General features: G+C 67.2%; 27 protein-coding genes. 18 read left to right on the top strand and 9 right to left on the bottom strand.

Annotated elements, in window-relative coordinates:
• Positions 1–58 precede the first annotated feature (58 nt).
• Both NNZ72_RS02210 and NNZ72_RS02215 read left to right on the top strand, forming a co-directional pair.
• Positions 59–751, top strand: coding sequence for a GNAT family N-acetyltransferase (locus tag NNZ72_RS02210; protein ID WP_257312027.1), 693 nt, complete (start codon positions 59–61; stop codon positions 749–751).
• Positions 748–960 carry a hypothetical protein gene (locus NNZ72_RS02215; RefSeq protein WP_257312031.1) on the top strand — a complete coding sequence of 71 codons (213 nt, stop codon included), beginning with the start codon at positions 748–750 and terminating at the stop codon, positions 958–960. The genes NNZ72_RS02210 and NNZ72_RS02215 overlap by 4 nt, the downstream gene beginning before the upstream one ends.
• Here the strand turns inward: NNZ72_RS02215 and NNZ72_RS02220 are convergent.
• The 3 genes from NNZ72_RS02220 to NNZ72_RS02230 form a co-directional block, all read right to left on the bottom strand.
• The gene (locus NNZ72_RS02220; RefSeq protein ID WP_257312033.1) at positions 957–1,925 is read right to left on the bottom strand and encodes a nickel/cobalt transporter; all 969 of its coding nucleotides are present in this window, start codon (positions 1,923–1,925) and stop codon (positions 957–959) included. The genes NNZ72_RS02215 and NNZ72_RS02220 overlap by 4 nt on opposite strands.
• Before the next feature lie 125 nt (positions 1,926–2,050).
• Positions 2,051–2,692, bottom strand: coding sequence for a DUF1007 family protein (locus NNZ72_RS02225; RefSeq protein WP_257312035.1), 642 nt, complete (start codon positions 2,690–2,692; stop codon positions 2,051–2,053).
• A gap of 74 nt (positions 2,693–2,766) precedes the next feature.
• Positions 2,767–3,672, bottom strand: coding sequence for a LysR family transcriptional regulator (locus NNZ72_RS02230; protein ID WP_257312038.1), 906 nt, complete (start codon positions 3,670–3,672; stop codon positions 2,767–2,769).
• Positions 3,673–4,206: 534 nt separating this feature from the next.
• On the opposite strand from NNZ72_RS02230, the gene odc2 reads away from it, so the two are divergent.
• From odc2 to NNZ72_RS02245, 3 genes are all read left to right on the top strand, one after another.
• The gene (gene odc2 / locus NNZ72_RS02235; RefSeq protein WP_257312039.1) at positions 4,207–5,340 is read left to right on the top strand and encodes an ornithine/lysine decarboxylase; all 1,134 of its coding nucleotides are present in this window, start codon (positions 4,207–4,209) and stop codon (positions 5,338–5,340) included.
• 283 nt (positions 5,341–5,623) lie between these two features.
• Positions 5,624–6,196: a GNAT family N-acetyltransferase gene (locus NNZ72_RS02240; RefSeq protein ID WP_257312042.1), complete on the top strand. Its 573-nt coding sequence runs from the start codon at positions 5,624–5,626 to the stop codon at positions 6,194–6,196.
• Positions 6,197–6,388: 192 nt separating this feature from the next.
• The gene (locus NNZ72_RS02245; protein WP_257312044.1) at positions 6,389–6,832 is read left to right on the top strand and encodes a glyoxalase superfamily protein; all 444 of its coding nucleotides are present in this window, start codon (positions 6,389–6,391) and stop codon (positions 6,830–6,832) included.
• A gap of 1 nt (position 6,833) precedes the next feature.
• Here NNZ72_RS02245 and NNZ72_RS02250 read toward each other — a convergent pair whose 3' ends face one another.
• The 3 genes from NNZ72_RS02250 to NNZ72_RS02260 form a co-directional block, all read right to left on the bottom strand.
• Positions 6,834–7,823, bottom strand: coding sequence for a WD40 repeat domain-containing protein (locus tag NNZ72_RS02250; protein WP_257312046.1), 990 nt, complete (start codon positions 7,821–7,823; stop codon positions 6,834–6,836).
• Complete coding sequence (locus NNZ72_RS02255; protein ID WP_257312049.1) at positions 7,823–8,932, bottom strand: CobW family GTP-binding protein; 1,110 nt, start codon at positions 8,930–8,932, stop codon at positions 7,823–7,825. Before NNZ72_RS02255 ends, NNZ72_RS02250 begins: the two co-directional genes overlap by 1 nt.
• A 75-nt stretch (positions 8,933–9,007) precedes the next feature.
• Positions 9,008–9,805: a creatininase family protein gene (locus tag NNZ72_RS02260; RefSeq protein ID WP_257312052.1), complete on the bottom strand. Its 798-nt coding sequence runs from the start codon at positions 9,803–9,805 to the stop codon at positions 9,008–9,010.
• 77 nt (positions 9,806–9,882) lie between these two features.
• Between NNZ72_RS02260 and NNZ72_RS02265 the strand changes: the two genes are divergently transcribed.
• The 4 genes from NNZ72_RS02265 (at position 9,883) to NNZ72_RS02280 (ending at position 12,963) form a co-directional block, all read left to right on the top strand.
• Positions 9,883–10,407 (top strand): MarR family winged helix-turn-helix transcriptional regulator, encoded by a 525-nt coding sequence (locus NNZ72_RS02265; protein ID WP_257312055.1) that lies wholly within the window; start codon positions 9,883–9,885, stop codon positions 10,405–10,407.
• A 45-nt stretch (positions 10,408–10,452) separates the two neighbouring features.
• Positions 10,453–11,481, top strand: coding sequence for a LacI family DNA-binding transcriptional regulator (locus NNZ72_RS02270; protein ID WP_257312056.1), 1,029 nt, complete (start codon positions 10,453–10,455; stop codon positions 11,479–11,481).
• Positions 11,482–11,501: 20 nt separating this feature from the next.
• A complete protein-coding gene (locus NNZ72_RS02275; RefSeq protein ID WP_257312058.1) occupies positions 11,502–12,491 on the top strand; it encodes a 2-hydroxyacid dehydrogenase in 990 nt (329 codons plus the stop codon).
• 64 nt (positions 12,492–12,555) lie between these two features.
• Positions 12,556–12,963 carry a hypothetical protein gene (locus NNZ72_RS02280; protein WP_257312060.1) on the top strand — a complete coding sequence of 136 codons (408 nt, stop codon included), beginning with the start codon at positions 12,556–12,558 and terminating at the stop codon, positions 12,961–12,963.
• Between the two features lie 41 nt (positions 12,964–13,004).
• On the opposite strand, the gene NNZ72_RS02285 is transcribed toward NNZ72_RS02280, so the two are convergent.
• Positions 13,005–13,784: a gamma-glutamyl-gamma-aminobutyrate hydrolase family protein gene (locus NNZ72_RS02285; RefSeq protein ID WP_257312062.1), complete on the bottom strand. Its 780-nt coding sequence runs from the start codon at positions 13,782–13,784 to the stop codon at positions 13,005–13,007.
• A 442-nt stretch (positions 13,785–14,226) separates the two neighbouring features.
• On the opposite strand from NNZ72_RS02285, the gene NNZ72_RS02290 reads away from it, so the two are divergent.
• From NNZ72_RS02290 to NNZ72_RS02325, 8 genes are all read left to right on the top strand, one after another.
• A complete protein-coding gene (locus tag NNZ72_RS02290) occupies positions 14,227–16,542 on the top strand; it encodes a putative bifunctional diguanylate cyclase/phosphodiesterase (protein ID WP_257312064.1) in 2,316 nt (771 codons plus the stop codon).
• Between the two features lie 157 nt (positions 16,543–16,699).
• Positions 16,700–17,467, top strand: a complete 768-nt coding sequence (locus NNZ72_RS02295; protein WP_257312066.1) for an N-acyl amino acid synthase FeeM domain-containing protein — start codon at positions 16,700–16,702, stop codon at positions 17,465–17,467.
• Positions 17,468–17,723: 256 nt separating this feature from the next.
• A complete protein-coding gene (locus tag NNZ72_RS02300) occupies positions 17,724–17,948 on the top strand; it encodes an aa3-type cytochrome c oxidase subunit IV (protein WP_257312069.1) in 225 nt (74 codons plus the stop codon).
• Between the two features lie 89 nt (positions 17,949–18,037).
• Positions 18,038–19,186, top strand: coding sequence for a Re/Si-specific NAD(P)(+) transhydrogenase subunit alpha (locus tag NNZ72_RS02305; RefSeq protein WP_257312072.1), 1,149 nt, complete (start codon positions 18,038–18,040; stop codon positions 19,184–19,186).
• Complete coding sequence (locus NNZ72_RS02310; protein WP_257312075.1) at positions 19,186–19,596, top strand: NAD(P) transhydrogenase subunit alpha part 2; 411 nt, start codon at positions 19,186–19,188, stop codon at positions 19,594–19,596. The genes NNZ72_RS02305 and NNZ72_RS02310 overlap by 1 nt, the downstream gene beginning before the upstream one ends.
• Positions 19,597–19,605: 9 nt before the next feature.
• Positions 19,606–21,003 carry an NAD(P)(+) transhydrogenase (Re/Si-specific) subunit beta gene (locus NNZ72_RS02315; protein WP_257312078.1) on the top strand — a complete coding sequence of 466 codons (1,398 nt, stop codon included), beginning with the start codon at positions 19,606–19,608 and terminating at the stop codon, positions 21,001–21,003.
• A 117-nt stretch (positions 21,004–21,120) separates the two neighbouring features.
• The gene (locus NNZ72_RS02320) at positions 21,121–21,351 is read left to right on the top strand and encodes an AbrB/MazE/SpoVT family DNA-binding domain-containing protein (protein ID WP_257312082.1); all 231 of its coding nucleotides are present in this window, start codon (positions 21,121–21,123) and stop codon (positions 21,349–21,351) included.
• Positions 21,341–21,739 (top strand): PIN domain-containing protein, encoded by a 399-nt coding sequence (locus NNZ72_RS02325; protein WP_257312085.1) that lies wholly within the window; start codon positions 21,341–21,343, stop codon positions 21,737–21,739. The genes NNZ72_RS02320 and NNZ72_RS02325 overlap by 11 nt, the downstream gene beginning before the upstream one ends.
• A 2-nt stretch (positions 21,740–21,741) precedes the next feature.
• Here the strand turns inward: NNZ72_RS02325 and NNZ72_RS02330 are convergent, their stop codons facing one another.
• Together NNZ72_RS02330 and rpsU are read right to left on the bottom strand one after the other, a co-directional pair.
• On the bottom strand, positions 21,742–22,608 hold the full coding sequence (locus tag NNZ72_RS02330; protein ID WP_371747672.1) for a tetratricopeptide repeat protein: 867 nt from the start codon (positions 22,606–22,608) through the stop codon (positions 21,742–21,744).
• Positions 22,609–22,744: 136 nt separating this feature from the next.
• Positions 22,745–22,972, bottom strand: coding sequence for a 30S ribosomal protein S21 (gene rpsU, locus NNZ72_RS02335; RefSeq protein ID WP_119256642.1), 228 nt, complete (start codon positions 22,970–22,972; stop codon positions 22,745–22,747).
• A gap of 322 nt (positions 22,973–23,294) precedes the next feature.
• Here rpsU and NNZ72_RS02340 point away from each other — a divergent pair, with 322 nt between their 5' ends.
• The gene (locus tag NNZ72_RS02340; protein WP_257312094.1) at positions 23,295–24,548 is read left to right on the top strand and encodes a sarcosine oxidase subunit beta family protein; all 1,254 of its coding nucleotides are present in this window, start codon (positions 23,295–23,297) and stop codon (positions 24,546–24,548) included.
• The last annotated feature ends 21 nt before the right edge of the window (positions 24,549–24,569 follow it).

A 24,569-nucleotide genomic window follows, 5' to 3' on the forward strand; every position in this document is an offset into this window, starting at 1 on the left:
GCGCGGCCGGGGCGCCTGTTCTATGCCTTCCGCACGCCGTGAGAGGGAAGGATTGTCCATGCGCGATCTCAAAGACTGGAAGGGCTGCCCGCCGCCGGCGCCCGTAACGCTCGAAGGCCGCCACGTGCGTCTCGAACCCTACGATCGCGAACGGCATCTCCAGGCACTCTGGGATGCCTTCGGCGGCACGGCGATCAATCCGCTGCTGCGCTATTTCACCCAGCCCGACTTTTCCGGCGTCGCGGATTTCGACGCCTGGTCGGAATCGGTCATCAAGTCCGGCTGGGTGCGCGAGGTCATCGTCGACAAGGCAGATGGCCGGCCGGTCGGCATGGCGCATTACATGCGGCCGGACCCCGTAAACGGCGTGGTCGAGATCGGCGGCATCGCCCACGGCCCCGGCATGGCGCGCTCGCCGCTCTCCACCGAGGCGCAGTATCTGCTGGCGAAGCATGTCTTCGAGGATCTCGGCTATCGACGCTACGAGTGGAAGTGCCACGACGGCAACGCGGCGAGCAAGCGCACCGCCGCCCGCCTCGGCTTCACCTTCGAGGGCATCTTCCGCCAGCACATGCTGTCGAAGGGCGAGAACCGCGACACGGCCTGGTTCTCGATCATCGACGGCGAATGGCCGGTGATCGGAAAGGCGTTCGAGGCGTGGCTGGCGCCGGAGAATTTCGACGCGGAGGGCCGGCAGAAGCGGCGGCTCGAAGACATCCGCGCCGAGATCGCCGGGGAGGACTCGGCATGAGCGGCGCACCGGACCGCAGCGGCCGCTCGGCCGCGCTCGCCGCCCTGACGATCCTGCTCGGCACGGGGCTCGTCTTCTATTTCCTGCCGCGCATCATGGTGGCGCTCGGCGACGTCTCGCCCTGGCTTGCCGGCGTCTTCGGAACGCTGATGGTCCTCGGCTTCTTCCTCGTCTTCTGGCTGCGCGCCCGCTACCAGCGCCGACGCTAGGCCTGCAAGGCCGCGCCGAGCAGCAGGAGACCGAGCAGCATGACAAGCGCTGCCCCGGCGATCTCGATGACCGTGCCGACCCGTGCCGCGGCGGCCCCTTCGCCGGCGAAGCGCACGGCCGCGCCCTTCGCGGTGACGGCGAGTGTGGCAAGCACGGAGACGGTGATGGCGGTGCCGACCGACATGGCGAGGACGGCGAGCACGCCGCCGAGATAAAGGCCGTTCAGAAGCGCGAAGGACAGCACGATCAGCGCGCCCGAGCAGGGGCGCAGGCCCACCGCGACGATGGCCGACCAGGCCTCGCCGAGCGAGAAGCGCTTGCCGCGGAGCATCGCCGGATCCGGCGCATGGGCATGGCCGCAGGTGGCGCAGACTTCGCCCGCCGCGTGGTGATGATGGTGATCGTGACCATGGTCTTCATGCCCGCTTGCCGCCGGCGCGGGGCGGAGCTTGCGGAAGAGCAGCCAGGCGCCGAAGAGGGCGATCAGGCCGTAGCTCGCAATCTCCAGCGCGCGGGTGGCGTCGGTCATCGAGACGGTGGTGCCGCGCAGGAACAGATAGGCCGCGCCGACGAGCAGGATGGCGACGACGCCCTGCAGCAGCGCGGAGAGGAAGGAGAGCGCCACGCCGCGCTTCAGCTCCACCTCGTTCGCCAGCATGTAGGAGGAGATCACCGCCTTGCCGTGGCCGGGGCCGGCGGCGTGGAAGACGCCGTAGGCGAAGGCGAGCGCCACGAGCGTCGAGGCGGCGGCGGGGCTTTCGCGCATCTCCTTCAGCGCGCCGGTCATCAGCCGGTAGAAGCCCTGCTGCTGCGCGTTGATCCAGGAGAAGAGGCCGCCGAACACGCCGGTCGTGCTGAAGCCCGGCTCAGCAGTGCCGATGCCGAGTGGCGACTGCGCATGGGCGACGGTCGCGGCGAGGGTGAGGGCGAGCGCGATGAGGAGGATGGGGGACGCCCCCCTCATCCGGCCCTTCGGGCCACCTTCTCCCCGAGGGGAGAAGGGGAATGCCGTCAGCGCCGCATATCCCTTCTCCCCTCGGGGAGAAGGTGCCGGCAGGCGGATGAGGGGAATTGCCTTGAACCCATTCATCAGCATGTCACTTCCAGCCGCGTGGCGAAGAGCTTGGACATGTCGGTGCCGGCGGGGTCGTCGAAGAAGGCCTCGGTCAGCTTGTCCTGGTTCTGGGCCAGCACCTCGTCCGGGTCGGGGCGGACGACCTTGCGCGTGCAGGCGGTGAATTTCTCGCCGACGGTGACGAGGTCGTCGTCGGAGGCGAAGTCCATCGCCGCATACATGGTCGGGTCGTAGACGCCGAAGCTGAGCCGGCCCTTCAGCGGCATCGCCTCGCCAGGCTTCAGCGTGAAGAACATCAGGAGCTGCCCGTCCTTGAAATCGACGTTAATCGCCTCGGGCTTGGCGACCTTCACGGTCCTCCCGTCCTCGGTGAGGGTCGTGTAGTAGCTGTATTCCTCCAGCGATTCGAGCACGGTCTGGCCGACCTCGGCCAGTTCCTCGGGATCGAGCGTCGCGTTGCCGTTGGCATCGAAGTCCATCACCACGCTCGCCGAGAACATCTCGTCGAAGCGCCAGACGTTGCGCAGCTCGCTCACCGTGCCGTCCGCGCCCGCCACCACCTCCAGCCGCGCCTCGGCGAAGATGTGCGGATGGGCCGCCGCCGCGGCGGGTGTGGCGAGCGCGATGCCGGCAAGGAGAAGGGAGAGCGGTCTCATGGGGCTTCGTCTTTCGGCGCGGCGTTCGGTTCGTCGGATGGCATGAAACGCAAATGGGTCGGAATTGGGACTTCTCACCCCTCGACGCCGGCATTGCGGCGGAACCAGGCCGAGAGGAAATCGACGAAGGTGCGCACCTTCGCCGGCAGGTAGCGCCGGTGCGGATAGATCGCGTAGATGCCGCGGTCGGACGGCAGGAAATCCTCCAGCACCGAGACGAGCGCGCCCGATTCGAGATGGGTACGGGCGATGAAGGCCGGCACCTGGGCGATGCCGAGTCCGCTTGCGGCCGCCCGCAGCGAGGCCATCGGGCTGTTGACCTCGATATGGCCGCTGACCGGCACGCTGAACCCCGCGCCCTTGCCGTCGACGAAGCGCCAGTTGTTGTAGGACTTGCCGTTGGTGTCGATGATGCAGGGCAGGCGCGAGAGGTCGCCCGGATGCGTGACCGGCCCGGCGCGTTCGAGGAAGGCGGGGGCGGCGCAGATCTTCAGGTGGAAGTCGCAGAGCTTTCGCGCGATGAGGGCGGAATCCTCAAGCCGGGTGATGCGGATCGCCACGTCGAAACCCTCCTCGACCAGGTCGACGAAGCGGTCCTCCGCGACGATCTCCAGCGACAGCTCCGGATGCTCCTTGCCGAAATCGATCAGCGACTGGCCGATGTCGGCATCGACGAAGGTGCGCGGCGCGGAGATCTTCAGCTTGCCGCGGAGATCGGCATTGTTCTCGCGCACGAGGTCGGCGAGGTTATCGATCTCCTTGAGGATGTCGGCGGCGGTGCGGTAGTAGGTGTGGCCGGCCTCGGTCATGGAGAACTGGCGGGTGGTGCGGTTGAGCAGCAGCGTGCCGAGCTCGTCCTCCAGTTCGCGCACGTATTTGGACAGCAGCGCCTTCGACCGGCCGGTCTTGCGCGAGGCGGCCGAAAATCCCTCGGCATCGACCACGTCGATGAAGGCGCGGATGCGGGTCAGCGTGTCCATATGTCCCCACTCGTCTTGCAGTGCCGGCTCTGCGGCCGCGTTTTGCGAATGTCGTGGCCGGGGCATAATTTTCAAGGGCGGCGGGCAAAAAACCTCTTGATTGCGACAGGGAATCTCCCTATCTCACCCCTGCCCAAAGTCGCACGTGCCTGTGGGTGTCCGCCGACCCTCGATTTGGTGAGGATCATCGGTAAGGTACCTGGACCTAACCGCTCCAGTCGCTATCCCGGCCAACCGGGAAATGCGAGGACACCTTGAAGCAACGACGGTGCGGGCCTTTCTGGTCTCTGCCGGCTTTCCATCAGCCGGGGTTACTGAAGAGGCACACCTTCATTGCCGGACGTGCGGTCGGGTCTTCCCAACCAATCCATGGCAGACAAAGCCGGATCGAAGCCCTGGCAGGCGTCGTTCCATCGTTCGCGCATCATGCGCATGCCCGGTTCCGGTGTCTCCACCGGCTGGTTCCGGCGCGTGTCCGCATATGCCCTTTGTCCTCCGGGTTTCCGGAGCAACCTGGATATGGGGAATATTGGGATGACCACCGCTCGCATCATCGACTTTCTCGCCACCCGACGTCCCGACGGCCCGTGCCTCGTGGTCGACCTCGATGTCGTGCGCGACAATTTCAAGGCCTTCCGCCACGCGCTGCCCGACAGCGCCATCTACTATGCCGTCAAGGCCAACCCGGCGCCGGAGATCCTGCGGCTCCTCGCGAGCCTCGGCTCCAGCTTCGATTGCGCCTCCGTCGCGGAAATCGAGATGGCGCTCGACGCCGGTGCGACGCCCGCCCGCATCTCCTTCGGCAATACGATCAAGAAGGAGCGCGACATTGCGCGTGCGCATGCGCTCGGCGTGACACTCTTCGCCGTCGACAGTCACGAGGAAGTCGAGAAGATCGCCCGTGCCGCCCCCGGCGCCCGCGTCTTCTGCCGCGTGCTGACGGACGGCGAGGGGGCGGAATGGCCACTGTCGCGCAAGTTCGGCTGCGTGCCGCAGATGGCCGTCGACGTGCTCGTCTACGCCCACCAGCTCGGTCTTGCCTCCCACGGCGTCTCGTTCCATGTCGGCTCGCAGATGACGAAGGTCGATGCCTGGGATTCGGCGCTCGCCGACGCCAAGCGCGTCTTCGTGTCGCTTGCCAAGCAGGGCATCACGCTGAAGATGGTCAACATGGGCGGCGGCTTCCCGGCGAAGTACCTGAAGGACGTGCCGACGGCGGAAGCCTACGGCCAGGCGATCTTCGGCGCGCTGAAGAAGCACTTCGGCAACCAGATCCCGGAGACGATCATCGAGCCGGGCCGCGGCATGGTCGGCAATGCCGGCGTGATCAAGGCGGAGGTCGTCCTCGTCTCGAAGAAGTCGGACAACGATGCGCATCGCTGGGTCTTCCTCGACATCGGCAAGTTCGGCGGTCTGGCCGAGACGATGGACGAGGCGATCCGCTACCCGATCCGCACGGCGCGCGACGACGACGCGATGGAGCCCTGCGTGCTCGCGGGTCCCACCTGCGATTCGGCCGACGTGCTCTACGAGAAGAACATGTACCCGCTGCCGATCACCCTTTCGATCGGCGACGAGGTGCTGATCGAGGGCACCGGCGCCTATACGACGACCTACTCGGCCGTCGCTTTCAACGGCTTCGAGCCGCTGAAGGCCTACGTCATCTGACGTCAAGCGCTCCCGTTGGGACGCAAGGTTGTCGCCCATGGCTTTTGCCCCTCACCCTAACCCTCTCCCCGCAAGCGGGGAGAGGGGACCTGCCCGACGAAATGGAACCGCTTCGGGAAAAGCGGTGCGGCGCATTTCCTTCTCCCCGCTTGCGGGGAGACGGTGGCCGGCAGGCCGGATGAGGGGCCATATCCACACGCAATAACCCTGCATCTCGGCGGGAGCGCACATCCACCGATCCTTTCCGTACCGTCTGAAACGGTTTTGAGCATGGGAGGCCGTGATGGCCGCTGTCCTCGATCCTGTCCGCTCCTTCCTCGTCGACCGGGAGAACGCCGGTGACGTGCTCGCCCGCGAGCGCCTGCTCGACCGCGCCATGGGCGAGGGGCGTTTCAAGAAATCCTCGGAGAAGCTGCGCCGCGGCCGCATGCCGGCCGAAGGGCTGGCGCTCGTCGCGCGCGATGCGGCCGGCCACGTCATCGGCACGGTGCGGCTCTGGGACGTCGAGGCCGGCGTCGACGGTGACGGCGAGGGCGCGCCGGCGCTGCTGCTCGGCCCGCTCGCGGTCGCTCCGGAGCATGAGGGCCTAGGCATCGGCGGCGCGCTGATGCGCGCAGCACTCGCCGAGGCGCGCGACCGCGGCCATGGCGCGGTCCTTCTCGTCGGCGATCCGGAATATTACGAGCGCTTCGGCTTCTTCGCCGAGAAGGCGCGGCATCTCGTCATGCCCGGTCCCTTCGAGCGTCGCCGCTTCCTCGCGCTGGAGCTGAAGGAGGGCTGGCTTGCCGATGCCGCCGGCGTGCTGGTGCCGAGCGGCCGCCGGCGGATCGCGGCCGGCCCGCGCAAGGCGGCCTGAGCCCCTCGTTTGACTTGCCGGGGTCTTTGCGCTATCAGGCCGGCAGGGTGAGAGCCCCTGCCGTCCGCGAGCGCAAGCTTTGGTGAAGTCTCTCCTTCGAACGAACGATCGGTCTTCCACGCTTCAGGCATGCGAACCGGCGGCAATGCGGGCTCCCTCCGAAACGACGCATGCGGACAATGGAGACTCGACATGCGTTCATCGACGCCCCTTCCATCCCTCGATGCCCTGAAAGAACAGGCGAAGCGCCTGCGCAGCCGCTTTGCCGGCGACGGTGAGCCGGTTTCCCATTCGCGCGCGCTGGAGCTCGTTGCCGCGCAATACGGCTTCCGCGACTGGAACACGCTGCACGCGGCGGCCGGCAACCGCCCGGCCTTCGATCCGTGGGCTCTTGGCGCACGCGTGCGCGGCCATTATCTCGGCCAGCCCTTCGATGCCGAGGTGCTGGGCGTGCAGGTCCTGGCCGGCGAGCCGCGGCGCTACCGCATGACCCTGCATTTCGACACGCCGGTCGATGTGGTGACCTTCGAGAGCTTTTCCGCCTTCCGCCAGCGCGTCATCGGCACCGTGGACGAGACGGGACGGTCGGCCGCGAAAACCTCGAACGGCCGGCCCCATCTCGAACTCGAATGGTGAGCTATCCTGCGATGTCGATCACGCCGCAGTCGCCGGCCTCGCTGGCGAAGGCGGCGAGGCGGCCGTTGCGGCTCCAGGCGATCGACGTGATCGCGCCCTTGCCGGGGCGGCGCAGCAAGACCTCGCGGCTGTCGGCGAAGCGGGCGGCGAGCACCATGCCGTCGGAATAGCCGATGGCGACGACGTCCTCGGCGGGATGACAGGCGACGGCCGTCACCATCACGTCGGCGCGGGTGCCGAGCTCCAGCGGCGGCTTGCCCATCGGCCCGTCCTTCGAGGAGAAGGGCCAGACGATGGCGGCCGGCGCACCGGAGGAGGCGAGCCACTTGCCCTTCACCGACCAGGAGAGCGACTTCACCTTGGCGGGATAGCCGGTCATGCGCATGTGGCGAGTCTCCGCGCCCGGCTTGGTGTCGAGCTTCCAGCCGTGCAGCGCGTTCTCCTGCATGCTGGTGACGACGAAGCGGCCGTCCGGCGAGAAGGTGACGGCGTTGTGCGCGCCCTTCCATTCGAGGTCGACCGGCGCCGCTGCCATCGCCACCCAGTGCATCGACACGCCGTTGTAGCGGGAAACGCCGATGCGCAACCCCTTCGGCGCGAAGGCGATGCCCTCCACCGTGCGCGTCTCGGGAAATTCCCTGATCGTGCCGTCGGCAAGCCGCACGCGGCTGGTGCGGCCCTCGGCGAAGGCGACTGCGCCCTGCGGGCCGGCGGCGACCACGGAGATCCACTTGCGCGGCACCTGCGCCAGTTCCGCGACCGTGCCGTCGCCGGAGATCCGAAGCACGCGGCCGTCCTCGCCGCCGGTGACGAGCGTGTCGTTCGCCTCGTCGCGGACCGCGGCGAGCAGGCCGTCATGGGCCACAGTCACCTTGTGGCCGTGGTCGAGGCGGTGAATCTCGCCGGAAGAGGCGGCGAAGAAGGGCACGTCGCCGAGGAAGGCGGCCGAGAGCACATGGCCGTCGAGATCGAGAGGAGCGACTGTCGGCATCAGTGAGGCTGCACTTCACACGCCTTGAAGGTGCGCTCGATCTTCTCGCGGTCGAGGTCGCGGCCGATGAAGACGAGGCGGCTTTCGCGTTTCTCGCCCTCCTTCCAGGCGCGCTGATGGTCGCCCTCGACGATCATGTGCACGCCTTGGACGACATAGCGCTCGTCGTCGCCGGCAAAGGCGATGATGCCTTTGAGGCGCAGGATGTTCGGGCCGTCCGTCTGGGTGATCTTCTGGATCCACGGGAAGAAGCGGTCCGGGTTCATCTCGCCGCCGCGCAGCGAGATCGACTGCACCGTCACGTCGTGGATCGGCGAGGGGCCGTGGTCGTGATGGTGATCGTGGTCGTGGTCGTGGTGATGATGGTCATGATCGTGATGATGGTGGTCATGATCATGGTGGTGATGGTCGTGGTCGCAATCCGGACCGCAGACGTGGTCGGGATGGTCGTGGTCGAGGAAATGCGGATCGTTTTCCAGGGCGCGATCGAGATTGAACGCCCCCTGGTCGAGCACTTTCGTCAGATCGATGTCGGAGCGGGTGGTGCGGTGGATGCGGGCGGACGGGTTGATGGCGCGCACGGTCGCCTCGACCTTGGCCAGTTCCTCCGGCGTCACGAGGTCGGTCTTGTTGACGAGCACGACGTCGGCGAAGGCGATCTGGTCCTCGGCCTCGCGGCTGTCCTTGAGGCGCAGCGGCAGGTGCTTTGCGTCGACCAGCGCCACGACGGCGTCGAGCTCGGTGCGGGCGCGCACGTCGTCGTCCATGAAGAAGGTCTGGGCGACGGGGACCGGATCGGCGAGGCCCGTCGTCTCGACGACGATGGCGTCGAAGCGGCCGGGGCGGCGCATCAGGCCTTCGACGACGCGGATCAGGTCGCCGCGCACGGTGCAGCAGATGCAGCCGTTGTTCATCTCGTAAATCTCCTCGTCGGATTCGACGATGAGGTCGTTGTCGATGCCGATCTCGCCGAACTCGTTGACGATGACGGCGTATTTCTTGCCGTGGTTGCCGGTGAGGATGCGGTTGAGCAGCGTCGTCTTGCCGGCGCCGAGATAGCCGGTGAGCACGGTGACGGGAATGGGTTTCTGCGCGGCGGTGTCGGTCATGGGAGCCTCGGGCGTGTCGGAATCCGTTGCGCCTGATATAGGAGATCGCACGGGGGAGCGCAAATATGCCCGCGCTCAATTCCGCCGGAACAGCTCCATGTCGAAGGTCGCCACGTCTTCAAGAAGCGCGACGAGGCCGCGCACGGCGTGGGCGATCAGCCGCTCGCCCTTCTCCGCCGTCGCGGCACTTGCGTCGCCTGCCACGCCCTTCGGGTTGAGGTCGGACATCTTCCAGCCGAAGGCGTGCGGGCCGTAGGCCCTCAGATGTGCGAAGCGGGCGGAGAATTCCGCCTGCCGCGAGCCGAAGCGCTCGGCGCGGGCCATGTCGACGCGCTCGGGATGAAGCGCCAGCATCGCCGAGGTCTCGATGTCGCCGCCGTGGATGTCGATCGCCCTGTCCTCGGGCGCGATCCAGCCGTCCGGCTGGCCGAAGCGCGTCCAGCTCGTGGCCACGGCGAGCATGCCGAAGCGCACGCGCGCTTCCGTCGCGACGATCGTCATCAGCGGGGAATTGCCGCCATGGGCGTTGAGCATGACGAACTTGCGGATGCCGAGCCCGGCAAGCTCTTCCGCGATGCCGAGCCAGCGCTCCACCGCCTCGGCATAGCCCAGCGAGCGGGTGCCGGGCACGTCGAGATGCTCGGGCGAATAGCCGACCGGCTCGGCGGGCAGGAACGTGACGGGCAGGTGCGCCGGCAGCACGGCGATCAGCCGCGCGGCGATGCCTTCGGCGATCAGCGTGTCGGTCTCGAGCGGCAGGTGGGGGCCGTGGTCCTCGTGCGCGCCGAGCGGCAGGACGGCGATCCAGTCGGCCCGCCCGGCCGGATCGGGCGCCGGGTCGTTGTCGGCCCATCGAATGTGCGGGTGCGCCATCGTCCGATCCTCCCTTGCCGCCGGCCTTCGTCCTCTGTCATACAGGGCCGTCCCCGCGATGCAAGGGAGGCGGACCGATGGGCAAGAAGAACAAGGACGGCAAGAAGGGCAAGAAGAAGTCGCGCGAGGCCTCGAACGGCGCCGGCCTTGCGAGCGCCGTCATCAACGCCGCCCGCTCGATGCGCACGGTGCTCTCCCGCAACCTGCTGGCGACCGGCCTCTATGCCGGGCAGGACGGCGTCATCCTCGCGCTCGCCGAGGCGGACGGGCTGACGGCGGGCGCACTCGCCGCGCGGCTCGGCGTCAAGGCACCGACCATGACGCGCACCATCGGCCGGCTGGAGGCGCAGGGCTTCGTCGAGCGCCGGCCCGACGGCGACGACGGGCGGCTGACGGTCGTGCATCTCACCGAGGCCGGACGCGCCTCGCTCGATGCGATCGCCGAGGCCGGCCGGACGAGCGAGCGGCAGGCCGCCGAGGGGCTGAGCGAGAAGGACGTCCGCACGCTGCTGAAGCTCCTGCGCGCGATGGACGAGAACCTGCACGCGAATCTGCCCGACGGTCCGCGCAACGGCGGAAAGGCAGTTGCCGACGAGATTTAAACTGTTTAAATAAACGGTTTTAAACGGGCTTCGTCGGGAGGAAACGTGGCACAGAAGATCAAGCTATCGACCATCGCGGAGACGCTCGGCGTCTCCACGGCGACGGTCTCGCTTGCGCTCCGGGACAGTCCGCTGGTGGCGGCGTCGACCCGCGAGCGCATCAAGGAGCAGGCGCGTTCGCTCGGCTATATCTACAACCGCCGCGCGGCCAGCCTCAGGACCTCGCGCTCGGGCATCATCGGCGTCGTCGTGCACGACATCATGAACCCGTTCTATGCGGAGATCCTCAAGGCGATCGAGAGCGAGCTCGACCGCGACCGCCAGACCTTCATCCTCTCCAACCATTACGACTCGGTCGAGAAGCAGCGCAATTTCGTCGAGACGCTGCTGCAGCTCGGCGGCGACGGCGTCATCATGTCGCCGGCGATCGGCACGCCGCCGGAGGACATCCGCCTCGCCGAGGACAACGGCATGCCGGCGATCCTGATCGCCCGCTCCATCGAGGGGCTGGACGTGCCGATCTTCCGCGGCGACGACACCTACGGCATCTCGCTCGCCACCAACCACCTGATCGGGCTCGGCCACCGGGTCATCGCCATGGTCGGCGGCACCGACCAGACGTCGACCGGCCGCGACCGCTACCAGGGCTATGTCAACGCGCTGCGCAAGGCCAATATCGAGGTCGATCCGGCGCTGCGCATCCCGGGGCCACGCTCCAAGCAGGGCGGCTTCGAGGCGGCGGTGCATTTCCTGTCGCTGCCGCAGAAGCCGACGGCCGCCGTCTGCTGGAACGACCTCGTCGCCATCGGCCTGATGAACGGCATCGCGCGCGCCGGCCTCGTGCCCGGCCGCGACGTCTCCGTCACCGGCTACGACGACCTGGAGGAGGCGGCGATCGCCACGCCCGCGCTCACCACCGTCTGGAACGGCCAGTCCGAGGTCGGACGAAGTGCCGCCCGCGCGCTGCTCGACAAGCTCTCGGGCAGCCACGAGCCGGACGGCATCCACCTCATCAAGCCCGAGATGCGCATCCGGCAGTCGACCGGGCCGCTGAAGCCGCATTCCGACGACTGATCCCGACAAGGAGGCCCGCCATGACGGAAAAGGTCCGTATCCTCGTGCCCGGCGTGATCCGCGAGCGCGTCGTCGACCGGCTGAACGAGCGGTTCACGGTCGTGCGCATCGAGCGCGACGACCCCGCGCTGCTCTCGCCGGAGGATGCGGCGGCGATCGCCGGCGCGGCCGTGTCCGGCACCTTCGGCGCGGCGCTGATCGAGCGCCTGCCGGCCCTGGAAATGATCGCGAGCTTCGGTGTCGGCTATGACGGCGTCGACGTCACGGCGGCCGCCGCGCGCGGCATTGTCGTCACCAACACGCCGGACGTGCTGAACGACGAGGTGGCGGATGCCGCCATCGGGCTGCTGATCAACACGGTGCGCCGGCTGCCGCAGGCCGAGGCGTGGCTGCGCGAGGGGCGCTGGGTCGGCGAGGGTGCCTTTCCGCTGAGCCCGCTCAGCCTGCGCGGCCGCCGCGCCGGAATCTACGGGCTTGGCCGCATCGGCATGGCGATCGCCAGTCGCCTGAAGGGCTTCGGCATCCCCGTCGCCTATCATACCCGCCGCCGGCGCGAGGACGTGCCCTATCTCTACTACCCGTCGCTCGAGGAACTGGCGGCGGCGGTCGACATCCTGATCGCCATCGTGCCGAAGACGGCGGAGACCCACCGGACGGTCGATGCCCGTATCCTGCGCGCGCTCGGGCCGAACGGCGTGCTGATCAATGTCGGGCGCGGCTGGACGGTGGACGACGAGGCGCTCGCCGCCGCACTTGCGGACGGCACCATCGCCGCCGCCGGCCTCGACGTCTTCCACGACGAGCCCAACGTGCCGCCGGCCTTCCTCGACCTTCCCAACATGACGCTCACGCCGCATGTCGCCTCCGCCTCGGTCGTCACACGGAACGCGATGGCCGACCTGGTGGCGGACAATCTCGTCGCCTGGTTCGAGCGCGGCGCGGCACTGACGCCGGTGCCGGAGACGCCGGTCATGCGCCGGGCAGGGCCTGCCGCGGAAAGCCTTCGTTAACCCTTCGGCAAGCTTGCAGGCGCATGATTCCGTCATCGAGTCGTGTCGCGAAGGAGAGGCCCCCATGAAGACGCTGATCGTTGCCGCCCTGGCCGGCGTCGTTTCCGTCGGAGCCTGGTCGCTCACCGGGCACGAGGAGGCGGGCGTCGATCCGGTCGTCTCCCATTCGGTGCCGGTCCATGCCGGCGCGCGCAGCTACACGATCTCCAACGTCTCGGCCGGTGCGGCCTGCCTGGCCGAGCGGGGCGGCAAGATCTCCAACCGCAGCGAGCGATTCACCGCGGAGGCGGATTGCGAGGCCGTCTGGCCGGGCCTGTCGCGGGCGCATACCTGGATCAACAACGGCGACGGCACGATCGACCTTGCCGACGCGCAGGGCGAGGCGATCATCACCGTGGTCGACGGCGACGGCCTTGCCTACGAGGCGGTGGAGCCGTCGGAAGCGATGGTGACGCTGATGGTGGCCGACTAGGCGCCTTTATTCTGGCGGAGGCGCGGTGCCCCGGCGGCCGCTCATTCCGCGGCGGAGCGTTGCGCGACCGCCTGCTTCGCCGCCGCATAGGCGCGCACGGCGTCGCCGAAGGCGGCGAACAGCCGGTTCGACGGCTGGTCGGAGCCGACCCAATATTCCGGATGCCACTGCACGCCGACCGCGAAGGCCTTCGCGCCGATCACGGAAACGGCCTCGATCGTGCCGTCCTCCGCGACGGCCTCGACCGCCAGGTTGGGCGCGGCGCGCGAGATCGCCTGCCGGTGCAGCGAGTTGACCTGGATGTCGCCCGCGCCGAGCACGGAGGCGAGGCACGTCCCCTCCCTGACGATCACCTTCTGGCGGATGCCATAGGCCTCGTCGAGCACCGGCGTGTCCGGCTTGCGGTGGTCCCACATGCCGGGCTGCTCGTGGATCTCGTTGGCGAGCGTGCCGCCGAGGGCGACGTTCAGCTCCTGGATGCCGCGGCAGATGGCGAGAAGCGGGATGCCGCGCTCCAGCGCGCGGCGGATGAGCGGCAGGCTGGTGGCGTCGCGCGCCCGGTCGAACGGGCCGTCCGCCTCCGTCGCCTCTCGGCCGTAGAGCGAGGGATGCACGTTGGTGCGCGAGCCGCTCACCAGCAGCCCGTCGACATGGTCGAGGATGCCGTCGACGTCGTTGCCCGTCTCCAGCGCCGGCACCAGGAAGACGAGGACGTCCGCGCCCTTGACGGCGGCGCGCACGTACTGGTTCGGCGTGGCGTGCCAGACATTGCCTTCGATCTCCCGGATATCGGCCGGGATGGCGACGACGGGTTTTGACATGACGGTCTCCGGAAAAGAAATATCAAATGGGGATTTGATATCAAACCTGCCGGTAGTCAATTCCCATCTTTCCGGCGAAATGACGGCCGGCGCCCCCGGAAGGATAACGCGCCCTATCGTGACCCGCTCGGATTAGCTCCGTTTCGTAAGAACGGCGTTAACCAAGCGGCCACAAACGCCGATTGCGGATTGTAAATTCTGCATCCTGTCGCGCGCAATACTGTGTCGCCCGCGGCTAAGGAAGTTGCGCGTGCGGGCTATGCATGGTTGAATCTTTCGTCTTCTGCGCGAAATTGCGCAATATGGGGTTGAAAACGCCGCGACAAGGCCGTTTCGGGCGGCCGCAATACATGGAAATTCCCCATGTTATTCGGTAATCGCCCGAAATCATTCATTAAATTTTGGCCGGTATCGCTCGCTTGTCAAAGGGAGTACCGAGTCCATGAGGGATAAGGGTCAAAATGGACTGCCGGCCGACGTGTACCTGTCGTTCGTCAGCTCGCTCTATGGGAATCGGCAGACCCTTTTCGTGGGCATGCTTTCGCATGTGATCACGTTCTCCTTCGTCTACGCGAAGACCGACGATCCCTTCTTCCTCGTCTGCAGTGCGCTCGTCGTGCTCGTCTGGTCGCTCCGCGCCTACGGCATGCGCTGCTTCGACCGGGTCGACACCGCCACGCTCGACATGGACGGCATCCGCGTCTGGGAGAACCGCTACAATCTCGGGGCGGTCGGCACGACGCTCGTGCTGGGCTCGGCCTGCGGCTACAGCCTGCTCGTCAGCCGCGACAGCTTCGCGGAGCTCGCCTGCATCTCCGTGACGCTGGCGACGATGGTCTCTGTCGTCGGCCGCAACTACGGCTCGCGCCGGGCGGTGGACTACATCACGCTGTCGGCCTGCATTCCCATGGTGTTCGGCTTCCTGGCCCTGCAGGACTTCTACCATGCGGTCCTCGCGGTGCTGATCCTGCCCTTCATCCTGACGACGCGGATGATGGCGAACGGCGTGCGCGCCTTCCTCTACAAGAACGTGCTCGCCGCGCGCGAGATCGCCACCATCGCCGAGCGGTTCGACACGGCGCTCAACAACATGCCGCACGGCCTGTTCATGCTGGACGCGGACCAGCGCATCCTCGTCGCCAACCGCCGCGCCTGCGAGCTGCTGCACCTCGGCAACCAGGAGCGGCTGAAGGATTGCCACCTCGACGTGGTGCTGCGCTTCGGCGTGCGCAACACCTTCCTCGACGCCGAGCAGAGCCGGGCGATCCTGCGCCAGCTCGACGAGCTCCTGAAGGGCGAGCGCTCGCGTGCGCTGGTGCAGGTGACGGACGCGCTCTATCTCGAATTCACCGCCTCCACGCGGGAAAACGGCGGCGCCGTGCTGATCTTCGAAGACGTGACCGCGCGGGTGCGCGCCGAGAACAAGATCCTGCACATGGTGCGCTACGACACGCTGACCGGCCTGCCGAACCGCACCTGGTTCGCCGAGATCGTCCAGGCCGCGCTCGCCGAGCGGCGCAAGCCCGGCACCGTCGGCTTCATGGTGCTCGACGTCGACGACTTCAAGCATGTCAACGACATGCGCGGACACATCACCGGCGACCGGCTGCTCTGCGCCATCGCCGAGCGCATCCGCCGGATGGCGGGCGACAAGGCGATCGCGGCCCATCTCATGGGCGACGAGTTCATGCTGTTCTTCCCCAACGAGGCGAACCGGCGCGACCTGGAGGCGCGCATGCGGCGCTTCCACGAGCAGCTTCGCGGCACCTACGACGTCGACGGCACCAACCTGCAGGTCTCCTTCAGCGTCGGCGCCGTCACGGTGCCGAGCGGGGAGTTCCGCCTCGAGGACATGCAGATCCGCGCCGACCTCGCCCTCTTCGAGACGAAGTCGCGCGCCAAGGGCGGCTTCACCCTGTTCGAGCAGGAGATGGACGCACGCTACGTCGACCGGCAGAAGCTTAAGGAGGAGTTGCGCGAGGCGCTCGCCGCCAATGCGCTCTCCGTCGCCTACCAGCCGATGTTCCTGCCGGACGGCTCGCGCATCGAATGCTGCGAGGCGCTGTCGCGCTGGGTCCATCCCGAGCGCGGTCCCGTCTCGCCGGAGGTCTTCATCCGCGTCGCCGAGGAGATGGGCATCGTCTCGTCGATCACCCGCTTCATGATCCACCGCGCCTGCGCCGACTGCGCGACCTGGCCCGCCCACATGAGCGTCTCCGTCAACCTCTCGGTGCAGGACCTGCGCGACACCGCGCTCGTCACGCTCGTCGCCGAGGCGCTGGAGGCGTCCGGCCTGGAGGCGCATCGCCTGCATCTCGAGGTGACCGAAAGCTGCCTGATGGAGGAGCCCGTCAAGGTGCGCACGATCCTGCAGGAGCTGCGCGCCCGCGGCATCACGATCGCCATCGACGATTTCGGCACCGGCTATTCGAGCCTCAGCTATCTCGACCAGCTCCCGCTCGACCTCGTCAAGATCGACCGCTCCTTCGTGCGCAACATCTGCGAGGATTCCCGCCGCTTCCAGCTCCTGCGCGGGACGGTCAACCTGTCGCGCGAGCTCGGCCTGCGCATCGTCATCGAAGGCGTGGAGACCCGCGAGCAACTCGCGCTCCTCAACAAGCACGGCTGCGCCGACCTCGTGCAGGGCTATGTCTTCGCCGCGCCCATGACGGCCACGGCGCTGCGAGACCTCACCGAGACCCTGGCGCGCGCCAAGGGCGGGGCATCCGTCCGCCGCCCCGGCCGCCAGGTCGCCTGATCCTCCGGCACCGGTCCGCGCCCCTCCCGCCCGGGGGGGGCGCATTTTAGCGTTAACTGTCCGTTAACCTTAATAGATAGTAGTTTACACAAATGCTCCGGAATTGACGATTGTAGGCCGGGCGGCGCGGGGGCGCCGGCAAACGGGGCTTCGCACGATGACCGGTACGGGGACGACCAATCGCTTTTCGGACAAACTCCTGGAACTGCTCGACCGGGTGGAATACCGGCGGGTGGAGACGGGCGAGGACATGGAGGAGGTCGCCCGCATCCGCTTCAAGGCCTACAAGATGGCCGACATCCTGCCGCTCAAGGGCAACACGCTGATCGACGACATCGACTTCGACAGCCATGCCTATGTCTTCGGCATCTACTACGAGGAGCGGCTGATCTCGACCGTCAGGCTGCATCACGTGACGCCGGAGCATCGGGTCAGCTCCTCCGGCTCGATATTCCCGAACGAGATCGACGCCTTCCTCGACGCGGGCATGACGCTGATCGACCCGGTCCGGCTCGCCGCCGATCCGGAAGTGCTGAGCGAGATGCCGGCGATCCCCTATCTCACGCTGCGCATCGCGACGATGGCGACCGACTATTTCGAGGTCGACCGCTGCCTGCAGCTCGTGAAGCCCCAGCACGCCGCCTTCTACAAGCGGGTCTTCGACGCGGATACGATCGTCTCGCCGCAGAAGAACTGCGGCAACTACAACATCGACCTGACGCTGATGGCGACGCGCACCAAGGAAACCCTGCCGCCGCTCTACAAGCGCTTCCCGTTCTTCAAGTCCGAGCCCTACGAGCGGCGCATGATGTTCGCCCGCGGCGAGGAGATGCCGTTCAGCCCGCTCACCGTGCGGCCGACGGCGCGGCGCGCCCATTTTGGGCAGGGTCGCGTGCAGATCGGCAATGCGGGCTACGCCGGGTAGGCTGCGCCGAGATGTCGCATGCCGGGGCGGCTGCGCGAGCGGACCGCCCCTTTTCCATGCCGATTCACGGCGGATTGCGCGGGCGGCATCCATGGCTTGCCGTTGCGCTTTGCCGATCCATTGTGTATGGCCTGAACGACGCGCGTCCCCGCGCTTTCGGAGGAATCGCCGGGCCCATCCGCCCGGCCTGTTTCGAGCCTGCATCGGCCGTCCAGCGCCGGCGGATGCGGCCTTCGCATTTTAGGAGAAGACGACGATGGCTGAGCATCATTCCGGACCGGTCGAGACGGGCGCCGCGATGGATTACCCCGAGCACGAGAAGACCTACAACCTCTTCATCAACGGCGCCAAGTACGGCACGATGTTCTGCGTCACCCTGATGATCGCGATGGCCGCCGGCTTCTTCACCAGCGCCGGCTTCTTCTCCGCGCTCGTGCTGCTCATCATCCTGAACGTCGCCGGATACTTCATCCTTCGCTGATGCCGGATCCCGCGTGACGCGGGACCTGCCGGCGCCCGATCCCGGGCGCTGAGACCCTTATCACGACCGTACCGGGGGAGGAGTGGTTAGTGACTGACCGAGTATTCGTGCCCAGAGAAAGCGATCCCGCGGAGGGACGCGTCGCGGCATCGCCCGAAAGCGTGAAGAAGATGAAGGGGCTCGGCCTCGACGTCGTCGTCGAAGCCGGCGCGGGCCTGCGCTCGCGCATCCTCGACGCCGACTACGAGGCGGCCGGCGCGCGGATCGGCGGGGCGTCGGACGCGGCGGAGGCCGACGTCGTCCTCAAGGTGCGTCGCCCCACGGCCGAGGAGATTTCCGGCTACAGGCGCGGCGCTCTCGTCATCGCCACCATGGATCCCTACGGCAACGAGGCCGCCATCGCGGGCATGGCCGAGGCCGGGCTTTCCGCCTTCGCCATGGAGCTGATGCCGCGTATCACCCGCGCCCAGTCGATGGACATCCTCTCCTCGCAGGCGAACCTCGCCGGCTACCAGGCGGTGATTGACGCGGCCTACGAATTCGACCGCGCCATGCCGATGATGATGACGGCGGCGGGCACCGTGCCGGCCGCGAAGGTCTTCGTCATGGGGGCGGGCGTCGCCGGGCTGCAGGCCATCGCCACGGCGCGCCGCCTCGGCGCCGTCGTGTCGGCGACCGACGTGCGCCCCGCCGCCAAGGAGCAGGTCGCCTCGCTCGGCGCGAAGTTCATCGCCGTCGAGGACGAGGAGTTCAAGGCGGCCGAGACCGCCGGCGGCTACGCCAAGGAAATGTCCAAGGAATACCAGGCCAAGCAGGCCGAGCTCGTCGCGTCGCACATCGCCAAGCAGGACATCGTCATCACCACGGCGCTGATCCCCGGCCGGCCGGCGCCGCGGCTCGTGACGCGGGCGATGCTCGCCGCGATGCAGGCGGGCTCCATCGCCGTCGACCTCGCCGTCGAGCGCGGCGGCAACGTGGAAGGCGCGGTCGCGGGCGAAGTCGTCGAGGTCGAGGGCGTGAAGGTCATCGGCCATCTCAACGTCGCCGGCCGCATCGCCGCCTCCGCCTCGGCGCTCTACGCCAAGAACCTCGTCACCTTCCTGGAGACGATGGTCGACAAGGAGAAGAAGGCGCTGGCGCTCAACATCGAGGACGAACTGGTGAAAGCCACGATGCTGACCCACGGCGGCGCCGTCGTGCATCCCGGTTTCGGTGCCGTTAGCAAGGAGAACGCGTGATGGCGAACGAACTTCTCGACAAGGCGATCACCGATCTCGAGCGCGCCGTGGAAGCGGTGCGCACGGCCTCCGACTACGTGCCCGATGCGGCCGCCGCCGCGGCGCACGGCATTTCCGGGGGCGCGATCGATCCCTTCGTCTTCCGCCTGGCGATCTTCGTGCTGTCGATCTTCGTCGGCTACTACGTCGTCTGGTCGGTGACGCCGGCGCTGCACACGCCGCTGATGGCCGTCACCAACGCCATCTCCTCGGTCATCGTCGTCGGCGCGCTGCTTGCCGTCGGCATCTCGCTCTCGGGGCTTGCCACGGGCTTCGGCTTCGTCGCGCTGGTGCTGGCCGCCGTCAACATCTTCGGCGGCTTCCTCGTCACCCAGCGCATGCTCGCCATGTACAAGAAGAAAGAGAAGTGAGGACGGCCGATGTCTGAGAATCTCGCAGCCTTCCTCTATCTCGTCTCCGGCGTGCTCTTCATCATGGCATTGCGCGGCCTGTCGCATCCGACGACCAGCCGGCGCGGCAACACGCTCGGCATGGTCGGCATGGGCATCGCCATCGGCACGACGCTGCTTCTGGCGACGCCGTCCTTCGGCGGCCTCGCGCTGATCGTGCTCGGCCTCGCCGTCGGCGGCGGCGCGGGGGCCTACATCGCCCGCTCCATCCCGATGACCTCGATGCCGCAACTCGTCGCAGGCTTCCATTCGCTGGTCGGCCTCGCCGCCGTGCTGGTGGCCGCCGCCGCGCTCTATTCGCCGGTCTCCTTCGGCATCGGCCAGGTCGGCGACATCCACGGCCAGGCGCTGGTCGAGATGGCGCTCGGTGCGGCGATCGGCGCGATCACCTTCACCGGCTCGATCATCGCCTTCCTGAAGCTCGACGGGCGCATGTCCGGCAAGCCGATCATGCTGCCGTTCCGCCATGTCATCAACATCGTGCTGGTGGCGGCGATCGTCTTCTTCATCGTCGGCCTGACGCTGTCGGAAAGCCACATGGACTTCTGGCTGATCGTCGTGCTGTCGCTCGTCCTCGGCGTCCTGATCATCGTGCCGATCGGCGGGGCGGACATGCCCGTCGTCGTGTCGATGCTCAACTCCTATTCGGGATGGGCTGCGGCCGGCATCGGCTTCACGCTCGGCAACCTCGCGCTGATCATCACCGGCGCGCTGGTCGGTTCCTCGGGCGCGATCCTGTCCTACATCATGTGCAAGGGCATGAACCGCTCGTTCATCTCCGTCATCCTCGGCGGCTTCGGCGGCGAGACGGCGGCGGCGGCCGACGACGGCGTCCAGCGCACGGTGAAGCAGGGTTCGGCCGACGACGCGGCCTTCCTGATGTCGAACGCCTCCAAGGTCATCATCGTGCCGGGCTACGGCATGGCGGTGGCGCAGGCCCAGCATGCGCTGCGCGAGCTCGCCGACAAGCTGAAGGAGCAGGGCGTCGAGGTGAAGTACGCGATCCATCCGGTCGCAGGCCGCATGCCCGGCCACATGAACGTGCTGCTCGCGGAAGCCAATGTGCCGTACGACGAGGTCTTCGAGCTGGAGGACATCAACTCGGAATTCGCGCAGGCCGACGTCGCCTACGTCATCGGCGCGAACGACGTGACCAACCCGGCCGCCCGCGACGACAAGTCGTCGCCGATCTACGGCATGCCGATCCTCGACGTCGACAAGGCCAAGACCTGCCTCTTCGTCAAGCGCTCGCTCGGTTCCGGCTATGCCGGCATCGACAACACGCTGTTCTACAAGGACGGCACGATGATGCTGCTCGGCGACGCCAAGAAGATGACCGAGGACATCGTCAAGGCGATGAACCACTGAGGGAACGAGGTCCCGAAACGAAGGAAGCCCGCGAGACGACCGCGGGCTTTTTCTTTATCGCATGGCGTCGTCCATGATATACATTGACTACATGTATATCATTGGGAGCGAGAAGCGATGCAGGTATCGAAATGGGGTAACAGCCTCGCCGTACGGCTGCCGGCCGCCGTCGTGAAGGCGCTGGAACTGAAGGAAGGCGACGAGATCGAGATTCGCGCGATCGATGCGCGCGAGTTCGAGGTGGCGCGCAAGCCGGGCCGCGAGGCGTTCCTGGCGCGGCTCAGGCGTTTCCGCGGAAGGCTTCCGGAGGACTTCGTGTTCGACCGCGACGAGGCGAATGCCCGGTAGCTTCATCGACACCAACGTGATCGTCTATCTCGCTTCGGGCGATCCCGCAAAAGCCGACCGGGCCGAAGGCATCGTCGCGGAGGGTGGAATCGTCAGCGTCCAGGTGCTGAACGAGTTCGTCAACGTGGCCCGGCGCCGGATGAGGCTGTCCTGGGAGGAAATCCACGCCTTCCTGTCGGGGCTTCGCGCCTTGCTGCGGGTGGAGCTGCTGACGCTCGCCGTTCACGAGACGGGCCTGCGGCTGGCGGAGCGCCATGGCCTCTCCACCTATGACGCGATGATCGCGGCCGCGGCTCTTTGGAATGATTGCGACGTCCTCTGGTCAGAGGACCTGCAGGACGGGATGCTGATCGACGGTCGCCTGCGCGTCGCCAATCCCTTCGTCTGACCTCACGCCGTCTTGCCGCGCGTGCGGGCGAGGCCGTCCTTGGCGGGCTGGTAGTTCGGGTCGAGGCGCAGCGCGTGCGAGTAGGATTTCGCCGCGCGGGCCATCTCGCCGCGGCGTTCGTAGATCAGCGCCTGGTTGGCCCAGGATTCGGCGATCTTGCCATTCAGCGTGATCGCGGTGTTGAAATCGGAGAAGGCATTGTCGTCGTCGCCCTGCGCGGCATAGGAGAGGCCGCGGCCGTTGTAGGGTTCCGGCGAGTTCGGCGACAGCGAGATGGCCTTGGAGAAGTCCTCGATCGCCTGCGCGTGCTGGCGGCGGGCCTGGTAGATCAGGCCGCGGTTGTGATAGGCGCGCGGATCGGTCGTGTCGAGCTCGATGGCGCGGTTGAAGTCGCGGAAGGCGTCGTCCAGCCGGCCGGCCTGGCGGTAGAGGTTGCCGCGGCCGATATAGGCGACGTCGTAGTTCGGGTTGAGTTGCAGCGCCCTGTTATAGTCGGCGGCCGCCTCCGCCTGGTTGCCGAGGCTGCGCTGGATCAGCGCGCGGTTGGCGTAGGCCTGGTGGAAGCGCGGGTTGAGCGCGATCGCCTGGTTGAAGTCGTCGAGCGCGCGGCGCGGCTGGCCGGCGCGGCCATAGGCGGAGCCGCGCGTGTTGTAGCCTTCCGGATCCTGCGGGTTGGCGGCGATGACGGAGGAGAGCGAGGCTATGTTCTCCTGCGATCCCTGCTCGCGCTCGACCTTCAGCACATCGGTGGAGGAGGCGGTCGACTGGCAGCCGGCGAGCATGCCCGCCATGCAGGCCGTCATCAGCGCCGCCGCAAGCGGCAGGCGCGCGCGTGCGGACAAGGTTGCGGGAAGTGCTGCCATGGTCAAGTGCTCGTCCTCAAGAGGGAATCCGGCCGGCCCGGCGGAGAACGCGCCCCGCCTCTGCCCCAACGTCAAAAAAGGCGGCGGCGAATACCTCGCCCCCGCCCGGTCTTGCATCCGAAAACGTCGAAAAAACGACCGATCAACGGGCGCCAGGACGACCGCCGATGAGGCCTTCGCGCTGGGCGCGCTTGCGGGCCAGCTTGCGGACGCGGCGGACGGCTTCGGCCTTTTCGCGCGCACGCTTCTGCGACGGCTTTTCGTAGTAGTCGCGCATCTTCATTTCCCGGAAGATGCCTTCGCGCTGCATCTTCTTCTTGAGAGCGCGGAGAGCCTGATCAACGTTGTTGTCGCGGACAAGTACCTGCACGTGAGAATCCCGTTCCTTTGTTCAGTTGTGAGCCGTGCGAGTGAAGGGTCGCCGGGCAAATGAATAACCTTCGTGCAGCCCGTGAGGCTGACGATTGGGGCGTCGGATAACAGATCGGTGACGGGAAGTCCAGTCTCGGCGCGGCGCGGCGCGGATATTTCCGCTTTCCCGCCGCAAAAAGGCTCCATTGGCGACATGTCGCATGCGGTACAAGGCGCGCCTGAATGCGTCGCAACCGATACGTTGTCCGGCCGCGAGATTTGCTTTCTATCTGGTCAGGAAAACACGGCCGGTCGCGGCCGGCAGGACGGAGCAGATTCGGATGCGCAAATATTCGGTTTTCGCCGTGGCGCGCGAGGCGATGCGCGGCCACAAGGGATGGGAGGCGCAATGGGCCTCGCCCGAGCCGCGCAAGGAATACGACGTCGTCATCGTCGGCGCCGGCGGCCACGGGCTGGGGGCTGCCTACTACCTCGCCAAGGAGCACGGCATCACCAATGTCGCGGTGATCGAGAAGGGCTGGCTCGGCGGCGGCAATACCGGCCGCAACACGACCATCATCCGCTCGAACTATCTCTATGACGAGAGCATGGACATCTACGAGCACTCGCTGAAGCTCTGGGAAGGGCTTTCGCAGGACCTCAACTACAACGTCATGTATTCGCCGCGCGGCGTCATGATGCTGTCGCACAACGTCCACGACAAGCAGTCCTTCCAGCGCCACGTCCATGCCAACCGCCTGCACGGCATCGACAACGAATGGCTGACGCCGGAACAGGCCAAGGCCTATTGTCCGCCGCTCGACATCTCCGCCACCGCCCGCTACCCGATCAACGGTGCGGCGCTGCAGCGGCGCGGCGGCACGGCCCGCCACGACGCCGTCGCCTGGGGCTATGCGCGCGCGGCCTCCGACCGCGGCGTCCACGTCATCCAGAACTGCGAGGTCAAGGGCATCCGCCGCGGGCAGGACGGCGCGGTGACGGGCGTCGAGACGTCGAAGGGCTTCATCGGCGCCAAGAAGATCGGCGTTTCGGCCTCCGGCCACAACTCCGTCATCATGGCGATGGCCGACGTCAAGCTGCCGCTGCATTCCGTGCCGCTGCAGGCGCTCGTCTCCGAGCCGATGAAGCCGATCTTCCCCTGCGTGGTCATGTCCAACTCGGTGCATGCCTATATCTCGCAGTCGGACAAGGGCGAGCTCGTCATCGGCGCCGGCACCGACCAGTACAACTCCTATTCCCAGACCGGCGGCCTGCAGATCATCACCCACACGCTCGACGCGATCTGCGAGCTCTTCCCGATGTTCCGCCGCGTCAAGATGATGCGGCAATGGGGCGGCATCACCGACAACACGCCGGACCGCTCGGCGATCCAGGGCGTGACGCCGGTGCCGAACCTCTTCGTCAACTGCGGCTGGGGGACGGGCGGCTTCAAGGCGACGCCGGGCTCGGCGCACCTCTTCGCCTATCTCATCGCGAGAGGCGAGCCGCACAAGCTGGCGGCCGGCCTGACGCTCGACCGCTTCCGCACCGGCCGGCTGATCGACGAGGCCGCCGCCGCCGCCGTGGCGCACTGATCCCACGGACAGGAGAGACCC

This window comes from Shinella pollutisoli, from assembly GCF_024609765.1.
GTDB lineage: Bacteria > Pseudomonadota > Alphaproteobacteria > Rhizobiales > Rhizobiaceae > Shinella > Shinella pollutisoli.

What these genes read in the sequence shown, in the direction of transcription:
- NNZ72_RS02210 (WP_257312027.1), top strand. Translation starts at nt 59, where the DNA reads ATGCGCGATCTCAAAGACTGGAAGGGCTGCCCGCCGCCGGCGCCCGTA.
- NNZ72_RS02215 (WP_257312031.1), top strand. Translation starts at nt 748, where the DNA reads ATGAGCGGCGCACCGGACCGCAGCGGCCGCTCGGCCGCGCTCGCCGCC.
- NNZ72_RS02220 (WP_257312033.1), bottom strand. Translation starts at nt 1,925, where the DNA reads ATGAGGGGGGCGTCCCCCATCCTCCTCATCGCGCTCGCCCTCACCCTC.
- NNZ72_RS02225 (WP_257312035.1), bottom strand. Translation starts at nt 2,692, where the DNA reads ATGAGACCGCTCTCCCTTCTCCTTGCCGGCATCGCGCTCGCCACACCC.
- NNZ72_RS02230 (WP_257312038.1), bottom strand. Translation starts at nt 3,672, where the DNA reads ATGGACACGCTGACCCGCATCCGCGCCTTCATCGACGTGGTCGATGCC.
- odc2 (WP_257312039.1), top strand. Translation starts at nt 4,207, where the DNA reads ATGACCACCGCTCGCATCATCGACTTTCTCGCCACCCGACGTCCCGAC.
- NNZ72_RS02240 (WP_257312042.1), top strand. Translation starts at nt 5,624, where the DNA reads ATGGCCGCTGTCCTCGATCCTGTCCGCTCCTTCCTCGTCGACCGGGAG.
- NNZ72_RS02245 (WP_257312044.1), top strand. Translation starts at nt 6,389, where the DNA reads ATGCGTTCATCGACGCCCCTTCCATCCCTCGATGCCCTGAAAGAACAG.
- NNZ72_RS02250 (WP_257312046.1), bottom strand. Translation starts at nt 7,823, where the DNA reads ATGCCGACAGTCGCTCCTCTCGATCTCGACGGCCATGTGCTCTCGGCC.
- NNZ72_RS02255 (WP_257312049.1), bottom strand. Translation starts at nt 8,932, where the DNA reads ATGACCGACACCGCCGCGCAGAAACCCATTCCCGTCACCGTGCTCACC.
- NNZ72_RS02260 (WP_257312052.1), bottom strand. Translation starts at nt 9,805, where the DNA reads ATGGCGCACCCGCACATTCGATGGGCCGACAACGACCCGGCGCCCGAT.
- NNZ72_RS02265 (WP_257312055.1), top strand. Translation starts at nt 9,883, where the DNA reads ATGGGCAAGAAGAACAAGGACGGCAAGAAGGGCAAGAAGAAGTCGCGC.
- NNZ72_RS02275 (WP_257312058.1), top strand. Translation starts at nt 11,502, where the DNA reads ATGACGGAAAAGGTCCGTATCCTCGTGCCCGGCGTGATCCGCGAGCGC.
- NNZ72_RS02280 (WP_257312060.1), top strand. Translation starts at nt 12,556, where the DNA reads ATGAAGACGCTGATCGTTGCCGCCCTGGCCGGCGTCGTTTCCGTCGGA.
- NNZ72_RS02285 (WP_257312062.1), bottom strand. Translation starts at nt 13,784, where the DNA reads ATGTCAAAACCCGTCGTCGCCATCCCGGCCGATATCCGGGAGATCGAA.
- NNZ72_RS02290 (WP_257312064.1), top strand. Translation starts at nt 14,227, where the DNA reads ATGAGGGATAAGGGTCAAAATGGACTGCCGGCCGACGTGTACCTGTCG.
- NNZ72_RS02295 (WP_257312066.1), top strand. Translation starts at nt 16,700, where the DNA reads ATGACCGGTACGGGGACGACCAATCGCTTTTCGGACAAACTCCTGGAA.
- NNZ72_RS02300 (WP_257312069.1), top strand. Translation starts at nt 17,724, where the DNA reads ATGGCTGAGCATCATTCCGGACCGGTCGAGACGGGCGCCGCGATGGAT.
- NNZ72_RS02310 (WP_257312075.1), top strand. Translation starts at nt 19,186, where the DNA reads ATGGCGAACGAACTTCTCGACAAGGCGATCACCGATCTCGAGCGCGCC.
- NNZ72_RS02315 (WP_257312078.1), top strand. Translation starts at nt 19,606, where the DNA reads ATGTCTGAGAATCTCGCAGCCTTCCTCTATCTCGTCTCCGGCGTGCTC.
- NNZ72_RS02320 (WP_257312082.1), top strand. Translation starts at nt 21,121, where the DNA reads ATGCAGGTATCGAAATGGGGTAACAGCCTCGCCGTACGGCTGCCGGCC.
- NNZ72_RS02325 (WP_257312085.1), top strand. Translation starts at nt 21,341, where the DNA reads ATGCCCGGTAGCTTCATCGACACCAACGTGATCGTCTATCTCGCTTCG.
- NNZ72_RS02340 (WP_257312094.1), top strand. Translation starts at nt 23,295, where the DNA reads ATGCGCAAATATTCGGTTTTCGCCGTGGCGCGCGAGGCGATGCGCGGC.